At 31.8% G+C, this 8,614-nt stretch carries 10 protein-coding genes; all 10 read right to left on the reverse strand.

Going from position 1 to position 8,614, the window contains the following annotated elements; translation table 11 throughout:
- Window positions 1-102 precede the first annotated feature (102 nt).
- Window positions 103-537, reverse strand: a complete 435-nt coding sequence (locus ACFEMA_RS14470) for a hypothetical protein (RefSeq protein WP_411768925.1) — start codon at window positions 535-537, stop codon at window positions 103-105.
- A gap of 121 nt (window positions 538-658) precedes the next feature.
- Window positions 659-1,114, reverse strand: a complete 456-nt coding sequence (locus ACFEMA_RS14475) for a hypothetical protein (RefSeq protein ID WP_411768926.1) — start codon at window positions 1,112-1,114, stop codon at window positions 659-661.
- A gap of 380 nt (window positions 1,115-1,494) precedes the next feature.
- Complete coding sequence (locus tag ACFEMA_RS14480; protein WP_411768927.1) at window positions 1,495-2,223, reverse strand: hypothetical protein; 729 nt, start codon at window positions 2,221-2,223, stop codon at window positions 1,495-1,497.
- 156 nt (window positions 2,224-2,379) lie between these two features.
- The gene (locus tag ACFEMA_RS14485; protein ID WP_411768928.1) at window positions 2,380-2,988 is read right to left on the reverse strand and encodes a hypothetical protein; all 609 of its coding nucleotides are present in this window, start codon (window positions 2,986-2,988) and stop codon (window positions 2,380-2,382) included.
- A 146-nt stretch (window positions 2,989-3,134) separates the two neighbouring features.
- Window positions 3,135-3,926 (reverse strand): hypothetical protein, encoded by a 792-nt coding sequence (locus ACFEMA_RS14490; RefSeq protein ID WP_411768929.1) that lies wholly within the window; start codon window positions 3,924-3,926, stop codon window positions 3,135-3,137.
- 136 nt (window positions 3,927-4,062) lie between these two features.
- Window positions 4,063-5,223 (reverse strand): hypothetical protein, encoded by a 1,161-nt coding sequence (locus tag ACFEMA_RS14495; protein ID WP_411768930.1) that lies wholly within the window; start codon window positions 5,221-5,223, stop codon window positions 4,063-4,065.
- Window positions 5,199-6,242 (reverse strand): DNA cytosine methyltransferase, encoded by a 1,044-nt coding sequence (locus tag ACFEMA_RS14500; RefSeq protein WP_411768931.1) that lies wholly within the window; start codon window positions 6,240-6,242, stop codon window positions 5,199-5,201. The genes ACFEMA_RS14495 and ACFEMA_RS14500 overlap by 25 nt, the downstream gene beginning before the upstream one ends.
- Complete coding sequence (locus ACFEMA_RS14505; RefSeq protein ID WP_411768932.1) at window positions 6,232-7,272, reverse strand: DNA cytosine methyltransferase; 1,041 nt, start codon at window positions 7,270-7,272, stop codon at window positions 6,232-6,234. The genes ACFEMA_RS14500 and ACFEMA_RS14505 overlap by 11 nt, the downstream gene beginning before the upstream one ends.
- Window positions 7,269-7,595 (reverse strand): helix-turn-helix domain-containing protein, encoded by a 327-nt coding sequence (locus ACFEMA_RS14510; RefSeq protein ID WP_411768933.1) that lies wholly within the window; start codon window positions 7,593-7,595, stop codon window positions 7,269-7,271. The genes ACFEMA_RS14505 and ACFEMA_RS14510 overlap by 4 nt, the downstream gene beginning before the upstream one ends.
- A 322-nt stretch (window positions 7,596-7,917) precedes the next feature.
- Complete coding sequence (locus ACFEMA_RS14515) at window positions 7,918-8,493, reverse strand: hypothetical protein (protein WP_411768934.1); 576 nt, start codon at window positions 8,491-8,493, stop codon at window positions 7,918-7,920.
- Window positions 8,494-8,614 lie beyond the last annotated feature (121 nt).

Here is an 8,614-nt window from a genome sequence, read left to right on the forward strand (position 1 = left end):
AAAGTTAAACAATCTTTCGGCAGAGACCGACGGTAGCAATTCCGAGTGGATTCGGACGTAGTCGAATCCGCCGTAATTGCGGTTATACATTGTTGTACTGCGTTATTTTAGTTTAAGTAATTCCAATAGTTTGTCATTTGCTTGCGTTTCGTAAATCGGTTTTGTCCAACCTCCAGGTGCTGGTGAGTTAAGAAATCCGTATTTAATTTCAGAAACGAAACTAAAGAATACGATTCCGCTCGATTCATTATACATAGCAGTAAAGTCAGATTCATTTCCAATCAAGTCAATTACAAAATCAGGTGTTTCTCCGGGATAATTGTCAGTCGAAATATCGAATTCCAAATTATTCCACAAGTCAATTTCTTTATCGCTTAACTCGTAAGTTTGTCCATTATTCACTTTTATTTTCTCAATTTTTGATAATTCAGTCGCAGTCAGTTTTTTAGGCGGATTTTTAATTCCTAAAATCAGAATTAATGCAATTCCTACTGCTAAAATTCCGATTCCAATTTTGTATGACGTTCTGATTTTCATAATGCAGTACAACGAGTTTGTATATGGAAAGTTGCGGGTTTGCGTGCGAGGAATTTCCGAAGGAAATTCAGACGTAGCAAACGTGCAACGACCTTTGTTTAAGCCTAACACAAGCAATTTTTTATATACGTTGTTGTAAGTAGTTTTTTCTTTCCGTTACTAATTCCGTTAATTTATTCAGTTTTATTTGGTCAATTTTTTTCCAATCCGTTTTATCAAATTCTAACGTATTGAATTTTTTCAAACTCCGATACATTGGTAAAATCAGAGACTTAAAATCTCCAGTCAGTTTATAAATCAGATTTCGGTTTTCTGTTATTACTCCACTTTTTGAAATATTCAACTCAATTTCTTTTCCGCTTTGTTTAAGTTCAAAGAAATAATATTCAGGTTCCAAATTCCAGCATATTTCCGTTTCAATTCCGCTTATCGCTAAAATCAGAGATTCGCAAAGTTTGTCAGTCGGATTTTCGGGAATATTTGAAGTAATAAAATTCAAGTCAAAGTCGGAAGTTTTTAAGTTTGTTGATAACCAACCATTTTTAGGAATTCCAAATATTAATTGCAATTGGCTCATTAATTTTAAATTTTAATTCCGAAAAGCATAATGAAGGCAAATAAAACACAAATGATGGAAAAGACTTGAAAAAAGATTTTCATTCCTTTAAAAATACCTGGTGCTTTTTCAACCAAATTCGGATTATGCTTTTTATGAAACCTTAATTGATATTTTACCATTATTGGTCCTAAGAACCAAAAAAGTAAAGCAGCGAAAATGAAAAACAATGTTGGTTTTATATTGTCCATAAATATGCATCAAAATTACTTACAACGTGTTTGTATATGGTTTGTTGCGTGTTTAAGCACCTAATTTAGTAAATACAAACCAAATAGAAAATCCGCGAGGATTTTCGTAAGTAGGCTAGAACTAGCAATAAATTATATACGGTGTTGTGGCTAGTTTTTTATTTTTAGGTACTCTTTAATTTCAGCGTTTTTATATTTCAAAGTTAATATTGGTGTCAAGTTTTTAATTGCATTTGGCAAATGACAACTTTTATTTATTTCTATATAGTCAGGATAAATTGAGAATGATTTAAGGTCAAAAGAATTTTCGCAATTTTCATAATACTCTAAAGCCCATTCATAAGTTGATTGGTCGAGTTCTGCTTCTGAATCATTTAGCATTTCTTTTAATTCTATTTTCTGTTTTTTGAATTGAGTTTCTTTATCCTTGAAAATACTTGTTTTAAATTCTCCCGAAATATCGATTATTTCTGAAATGTCTAATGAATTTCCTGTAACTGTCGAATAGTTAAAGTATTCAGTCCAATATGAGCAATATGCTCCGCAACCTTCGGCACTAACGTTTAGAGATAAAATTCCATTTTGGTTATATGTTACATTAAAATCAAGGTGTATTATTTGGTCGCCAGCCCATTTTATCAAAGTTGAGTCAATGGATTCAGTAGGATATTCATTTGAAGTGAATTTGTTCTTTAAATCAAAATTTATAAAAGAATCAATTTCCTTATTACCGGTCCGAATTAATGGGTAATTCATTTTTTCCGATTGAAGTTCTTTGAAACGCTCACTTTTCTTTAGATTCAGAGTGTCAATTTGAACATTTTGTCCAAATGCTCCAATTCCAATAAACACTAATAATATTGTTAATATTTTCGTCATTTTCAAATTAGCCACAACGGTTTTGTATATGGAAAGTTGCGTGTTTACGTGCGAGGAATTTCCGAAGGAAATTCAGACGTAGCAAACGTGCAACGACCATAGAATTAAGGACAAAAAATAGCAATTTTTTATATACGTTGTTGTAAGTAGTTATTTTTAATTTCCAAATATGTCTGATAGTTTGTCATAATCAACTGAAGTATCTGAAATTCGTAAATAACAATATTTGGTCATTCGATAAGCCATTACTTTTCGGTTTTTATCAATCCAATAATAAGTAAAAGGCTCATTTTCCTCAACCTTTGAAAGGATTGAGTGAGCTTTTAAATCAGCTTTACCATATTTTTTTTCTAATAGTTTTATCAATAATTCAAAACCTAAATCTGCATTATTTTTATCTGTAAGGAAAACTAATTCTAATTCGTATAATTTATCTTCGTAAAAGTCAGTTCTTACAATTGTTGGGATTTCCACATCAGAATTTAGTTTCCAATTAATTCCGTAATTCTCAAATTCTTTAGTATTGTCATTAACAGACTCAAAGTCAGATTGCTTTTTTAATATCGAATCAACTTGACTTTCTGTTTGTTCAAATTCCAACTCCAAAACATTTAATTCAGTCGTTTTTCCGTTTAGTTTTTGGTCAGAAACTAATTGTTCTAATTCCGCTTTATCACGTTCAATAAGTTGGTCTAAAGTCAAATTTGATTGACCTTTACAGCTTAATGAAATCAGAAATATTAATGTTATCGATATGTTTCTCATAATTACTTACAACGAGTTTGTATATGGAAAGTTGCGGGTTTGCGTGCGAGGAATTTCCGAAGGAAATTCAGACGTAGCAAACTTGCAACGACCTTTGTTTTAGCACAACACTAGCAATTTTTTATATACGGTGTTGCCCACAGTTTTTATTTCAGTTCGTAATTATAATCAGATTCACTATTCCAAAAATCCGTTATTTTCTTTTCTCCTTTTGAGTAATCCAATTCAGCGTTTTTATTTTTCTTTAGTAATCCAACTAATTTTTTGTCAGATTTCATTTTTTCCTCAATCGCTGGAATTTGAACAGCAATTTGAGCATCAGTTAATCCTCTGTTTTTTAAATCCGCTTTTATTGATTCTAAATCGACATTCAAGTAATTATCCATACTTGAAATAATTCCGTTTAACATATTACTATCCATAACAAAAAAATCAAATTTGACAGGATTTTTGTCCAATGGAATTCTTTCGTCAAAGTAATGTTTTAATTCGGTATTTTGAATCATTTGTTTTCTTGTAAGTTCGACTATTCCGCTTGAGTTTGTTGGTATAAAACTGTAAGTATAGTAACTCAAAGAGTCGATATAAATATTTAAATGGCAAAGCACGTTTTCCGTTTTTATGTTGTTTCCATTTTCATCTTTTAGTTGAATACTAATTTTATTTGGTAAAATCGGATGCTTTTTATTCTGTAATTCATCTGCGTATTCGGCAAATTTTTCTGGACTATCAATTCCCATAGCGTTTTTGTTATTCTCTTTGCAAGAGAAAATTGTCATTATGATTAGTATACAGATTGTTTTTTTCAAATTGTGGGCAACGGTCTCGTATAAGAATAGTAGCGGATTTTCACTCACTAACTTTTCGGTTAAACACAGACCTTTTTTATATTCACTTACTTTCGATTTAGCAATTAAACCGCTATTATTTTTATACAATGTTACCTGCTGGCTTTTCTTTCCACAAACTTGCTAGCGTTGGCAAAGACATACTCTTTTGCAATTTTTGGCTCGTGTATCGGCTGGTGCGAATTGCAAATGTGTATGGCTTTTAGCGTTGGCTTTTACGTGTTGTTTAGTATAGAAAATCTTTTGTTAAAATCTCCGTAATTCTCGACCAGTTAAATTCAATTCCACGACCATTAACGAAATAATTCCTTGTTCCGATAGTTTTAAGTAATCCTAATTTATTCCACAACTTAAATTCATCTCGAATATAACTAACTTTATTACCAGTAGTCGTTCGACCTGGTTTTCGTCTGCCAATTGAATTATTATCATTCAAGTATTGTTCAAAATCAATTCTGAATTGGTCTTGACTTGCAAGACTTGTTGCATTAGCAATATTTTTAAATTCTTCTAAATCTTGAATTAATATCAAATGTTTCCCTTCTATTAAAACTAATTTTGTCAAGTAATCAAGATAAAGACTACTATCTAATCCATAAATTTTACCAACAGAAATTAATTTGTAACCTTCAACAGTTAATCTGCCTTCTGAAGGTTCGATTAAACCAAGTTGAAATAATGGAATTTTATAATTTTGTTTTTCACTTGCTCTATTTCTTGCGCTGTCAGTTTTTCTTCTTCCTGCTCCTTCCCAAGTTCTAGTTTGACCAGCTATCATCATAGCCCAAAATTCTGGCCAAGCATATTGACTATAAATATCTCCAGTTTGATTAGAATGCTTGTCAAGAATGTTTAATAATGTAAAAATTTCATAATGGCTAATATCACGCCACCAACACCAATACGTTTGACTTAAATCATTTGATACAATTTCGCCAGTTCTTTCATCTTCTACACTTTTAAATAGTTGTATTGAATTTAAAGGGTCAGATTCTAAAGTCCTTTCATTATAGCCAATTACTGATATATGATGTCTAGCGAAAACATCTAAAGAAAGTATATTTGAAATATGTTGTGCGATATCAAATCCCTCAACTATAGTTGGTAAAATTAAGCCTGAATAGTGATGTTTTTCTAAATATGATAATGTTTGTCCTAATCCAGTTAAATATTCTCTTTTAGGATGATTAGGTGGTTTAAACTCAAATGCAATACTTTGGTCTAAATCATAATCATAGCAAACATAATCAGGTCTTGGCCAACCAAAATCTCCAGCTTTATTTATGTTGTCAGAAAATATTTGTCCCCAATTGTCAACTCGATTTACAATTTTGGATATAATTGCTCTACCAGCTTTGTCTGCTAATAAGTCGTGATTTGCTCCCATTGTTCTACTAGTTTTTCTTTTAAATGTTTAGCGAATACTTCAGATAATTTTACTGGTACTGCATTTCCTACTTGAATGCATTGGTCTTGTCTTGTACCTTCAAAAACTACATCATCAGGGAATGTTTGAATTCTCGCAGCTTCTCTAACTGTTAGACTTCTGTTTTCTGTTGGATGAAGAGGAAAGGCATTATGTCCTGGAACCATTGTTGTTGCTGGTTTATCTCTGTGTAATCTTTTGTAAACGTGACTAAAATTTTTAAGTTTATTGTTCTTATAATCACTTCTTGAACCCTTTAATAGATGTTCAGGAATATCAGCATCAATTCCACCACCTTCTTTTATATACGAGATACGCTCTTTTACAATTGGATTGTGATTTGTTGGAATATGGTTAGCCACTTTATTTTCTTTACCAACCAAATCCATAATATGCGTTCTTAATGTTTCAGGGTTTTCTTTTGAGTTAGTATGTTCTGGAAATTCAATTTTAGAACCATCTAATGAACCCATAAATAGAACCCTATATCTTTTTTGAGGAACACCATAATCTGTAGCACAAATGATTTTGCATTGCACATTTTCGTATCCAATGTCCTTGAATTTTTCAAGTAGAATATCTTTAAAATAACCGTTTTTCGAAGAAACTAAACCTCTTACGTTTTCCATAATGAAGTAATCAGGTTTCACAGTATCAACAACTCTTAAAAATTCCAAAATCAAGTTGTTTCTTGCGTCTTCTGGATTTCGATTACCAATTGTCGAAAAACCTTGACAAGGTGGTCCGCCAACTACAACATTAATTTTTTGGCCTTTTGTATACTCAATTAACTTTTCGTTAGATATTTCTCGAATATCTTGTGAAATAATAGGTACTTCTGGATAGTTCAGTTTATGTGTGTCAATTGCAGGTTTCCAATTTTCGACAGAAAATACAGGTTCGAATCCTTGATTTATAAAGCCTCGTAAAAATCCACCTGCTCCAGAGAACAAGTCAATAAAAGTTAAATTATTCTCCATATTTATCTAAAATATTAATAACGTGATTTGCCCATTTTTCAGCAAACAGTGGTGGAACTGCATTACCAACTTGAATACATTGTGATTGTCTATTTCCAGTAAAGATTAAATCATCAGAAAAAGTCTGAATTCTTGCAGCTTCTCTAACTGTCAAACTTCTGTCTAGAATTGGATGAATAGGAAACGCATTATGACCAGGCACCATCGTCAAAGATGGCTTTTCTCTATGCAACCTTTTAAACGTACTTCCAAAATTTTTCCTGTAAAGTTCAGGTGGTAATTTATCTTCAGGCATTCTTCCTCCTTCAGGAATTAATTGGTATCTCGCAATGTTTTTTGGTCTGTGATTTAAAGGACTATGATTGTCAATTTCATTTTCTTTACCAATTAAGTCGTTAATTGCATTTCCGACTGTTTTCCATTTTGAACCATTGATACCATTTTCAAAATGGTCAGGTTCAGGATATGTGTTCTCTTCAAAACCAATTCGATTACCAAAAACAAAAGTTCGTTGTCTTATTTGAGGAACACCGTAATCAGCAGCATTTAATATTTTATAGTCGATTTTATATCCTGGAATTGAATTGAATTCTTCTAAAACATCTTCAAAGAAGTTTCCTTTTTTATAAGTGGTAAGACCTCTTACATTTTCCATTATAAAATATTTCGGTCTCAATACTCTAACGTGATTTATATAATGTCCGATTAAGTTATTGCGGATATCATACTTTTCTCTTTTTTGAGCATTGGAAGAAGCTCTACTGCCAATTGTTGAAAAACCTTGACAAGGTGGACCACCAATTAATACATCAACTTCTGAAATACCTTTTTCTTTCCAATATTTTCCTTCATCAATTTTTGATAAATCAACTTTTTCAAAAGGTAATTCAGGATGATTTTTTCTATGAAAAGATTCACAGTCTTGATTGTAATCAGCAGCAAGTAGCATTTCAAAACGCTCGGTATTTAAAAATCCGTTATGGAACCCACCAATTCCAGAAAATACATCTATAAGTGTATATTTTTTCATTCTAATTCTAATTTCCCTTGTTTAACATTTTTGTTTCTGATATATGAAGCAGTTTCTTCTGCGACTGAAAAAATTGTTTCAGAACATTTATATTTTGTTGCTTCTCTTGCAAATTTGTCTGCAAAATAAAGGTCAGTAACACTTTGCTTTTCCTTTTCAAAAAGAGTTGCTAGTAAGTCAAGTTTATTTTTACTAAATGTTTGTGAACCATTTTCGATACGACTAACTGCACTTGAATTCACCCCGATTTTTGCACCAAAATCAGTTTGAGTCCAGTCTCTTTTTTCTCTTTCAGTTTTTATGAAATCTCCGAAACTTGCCATTATTACATATTTACGTTAAAAGGTTTGACCCTTAATTCTCAAATATATAAATGTTTTGCTAATTTACTATCAAGTTGTTAATGTTTTTTCGGGTGGTGGTGGGAAAGTGCAAGCTCTTTTGGTTTTTTAGCGTTGGAAATAAGCGTTGGCAAAAACCAAATGTGCTTGAACGTGTGGTGGTTTTTTCAGCTTGCAGGTAACGTGTTTGTGTATGATTTCGTTGCGTGTTTCAGCAACTAAATTAGCAAATACAAACCGAATAGAAAATCCGCGAGGATTTTCGTAAGTAGGCGAGTACTAGCAATGAATTATACACGGTGTTCTACGCAGTTTTTATTTCAGTTAATATTTTTCCATCAGCATTCAGTTCGTATTTATAACCTTCCCAATCTATTAATTCAATTCGGTTTTCGATAATTTTAAATTCAGTTTTTCCATCTGGATTTACAAAAATATCTCTCGCACAAAAATTCCATTTAGTTTCTCCATTTTTATCAATTCGGCTCACTTGAATTTCTCCGTGAACGATAAAATCTTCGTCAAATTCATAAATCCCGAAACAAGTTGCAACGTCATATTGATTTCTCCAATTAGCAGACAAATCCGTTAAATTCAGAGAATATATTTGGTCAGAACAGCAAATGTAAATTCGGTCGTTTTTAATTAGATATGAATTTTCAGAAATTCCAGTTGCTCCTCCAGATTCCAATAATAATACGCTACACTTTTCAATTCCGTTTTCTGTAATTCGAATTCCGTGTTTTGAGGAAGGTTCATATTCCAATTCAATTCCTAAATCGGCTGGATATTGTTTCTTAAATTTCTGACCAAATTCCGATGAATCCAAATCAGATTCATTTGTTATTTCAATTACGGAATTTTTATATTTTACTATCATTTTATTGGTTTGCTCAAATTGCGTAGAACGGTTTTGTATAACCGTCAGTTACAGCTTAAAGTTAAACAAACTTTCGGCAGAGACCGACGGTAGCAATTCCGAGTGGATTCGGACGTAGTCG

Origin of the sequence: Winogradskyella sp. A3E31, assembly GCF_046720935.1 — a bacterium.
Taxonomy (GTDB): domain Bacteria; phylum Bacteroidota; class Bacteroidia; order Flavobacteriales; family Flavobacteriaceae; genus Winogradskyella.